Origin of the sequence: Sulfurimonas sp. (genome assembly GCF_027056685.1) — a bacterium.
GTDB lineage: Bacteria > Campylobacterota > Campylobacteria > Campylobacterales > Sulfurimonadaceae > Sulfurimonas.
Genome location: NZ_JALUKE010000041.1, coordinates 1 through 1,558, shown reverse-complemented (window position 1 = coordinate 1,558; position 1,558 = coordinate 1). Strand labels below are relative to the sequence as shown.

The 1,558-nt window shown below is 40.5% G+C and carries 1 protein-coding gene; it reads left to right on the top strand.

Annotated features, from left to right (window positions below; genetic code table 11):
- The first annotated feature begins 186 nt into the window (after positions 1-186).
- The gene (locus MVY38_RS01465; protein ID WP_297482699.1) at positions 187-1,503 is read left to right on the top strand and encodes an NAD(P)/FAD-dependent oxidoreductase; all 1,317 of its coding nucleotides are present in this window, start codon (positions 187-189) and stop codon (positions 1,501-1,503) included.
- The last annotated feature ends 55 nt before the right edge of the window (positions 1,504-1,558 follow it).

Below are 1,558 nucleotides of genomic sequence, written 5' to 3'. Positions count from 1 at the left end.
AAAAAGTTTTATGCAAGTTCGCTTTTTTTATTCCTCCCTTTGGGCAATTTATAGAGAGCTTTACTCTGCGTTAGATAACCTTCACCGTAGCTACGGCTACGCTGAAGAACATCTGCCTTGATTAAAACTCTCTATAAATTGCTGAAACATATCTAAGTTTTGTAAGAAGTCTAATAGGAGAAAAAAATGTATGACATTATTTACATAGGTGGTGGATTGAACTATGCGGGGGCGATTGTCGCTGCAAAAAACGGAAAAAAAGTGGCACTCATTGAGAGTGATATGAGCCAGATTGGTGGTGTTTGTCTTCATAAAGGGTGCATACCTTCTAAGATGTTCTTGCACTACTCAAATCTTATTTATGAGTCACAAAACGAAATAATTGAAGGCTCACTGCGTTTAGATATGAAAACACTCTTTGAAAAAAAAGATGCTCTACTAAAAAGTGTCACAAAAGTGGTGCAGAAGCAGTGTTCTCATGTTGAGTTGATTGAAGGAAAAGGCAAACTCATTGCACCGCATAAGGTGGAAGTCAACGGCAAAGTGATAGAGGGTGAGTATATCGTCATTGGGACGGGTTCTTCGCCTTTTATTCCTGAGGGCATTGCTCACAATGCAAAAGATATTATCATTAGTGATGATGTTTTGAATTTACAGGAACTGCCGAAAAAAATATCCATTTATGGAACGGGTGCCATAGGGCTAGAGATGGCAAGTTTTTTTGCAACAGCTGGCGTGGAAGTAACTCTTATAAACAGACACGATAAGGTACTCAAAAATGCTCACCCTAGCATTGAAAATGCTGTGCAGATGCAACTTGAAAAACTCGGCGTAAATATTTTAAGTAGCCATCCTGTTAGCAAAGCGACTTCAACAAAAAAAGGTGTGCATATCACTTATGAAGATGGTAGCAGTAACTACACAGAAATGCTGCTTGTAGCCACAGGAAGACGACCAAATGTGGATGTGATAGGCTGTGATGCAGTTGAAGTAAAACATGGTATTGTCACCGATGCTTACTTTGAAACAACACTTGAAAAGCACTATGCCATAGGAGATTGTAACGGCAAGCTGCAACTCGCTCACGCAGCTCGTGCAGAGACTTTGAATGTCACAGAACGCATTTTAGGGAAAAATCCTCGCGCGCTGAACTTGGAGCATGTTGTGAAATTCATCCACACCCTGCCGATGAGTTACGCAGTCGTAGGAAAAACTAAAATGCAACTAGAGAATGAAGGTATAAACTACAAAGAGAGTCTCGTTACACTTAACCAGTTTACATACTCTGTTTACAACCATGCAAGTAAAGGTTTAATGGTAAGTTTTGTAGATGAAGAAGGCTTTATTTTAGGGGCTGAGATATTGGCACCAAACGCAGAGGAGCTCATTGCTACGGTTGCTATGAGTTTGGCTGGAGAGATGGATGCTGCGCAGGCAAAACGCACCATCTTGGCGCATCCAACTTTTTCTGAAGCTTTAGAGAGAACATTTTATAAATTATGATTGTGCATGAGTGGGGAGAGATTGGGTATAGAGAGGCAAGAGAGAAGATGCAAGA

Bases quoted from the DNA above. Each gene is read 5' to 3' on its own strand.
- MVY38_RS01465 (WP_297482699.1), top strand. From the start codon at position 187: ATGTATGACATTATTTACATAGGTGGTGGATTGAACTATGCGGGGGCG.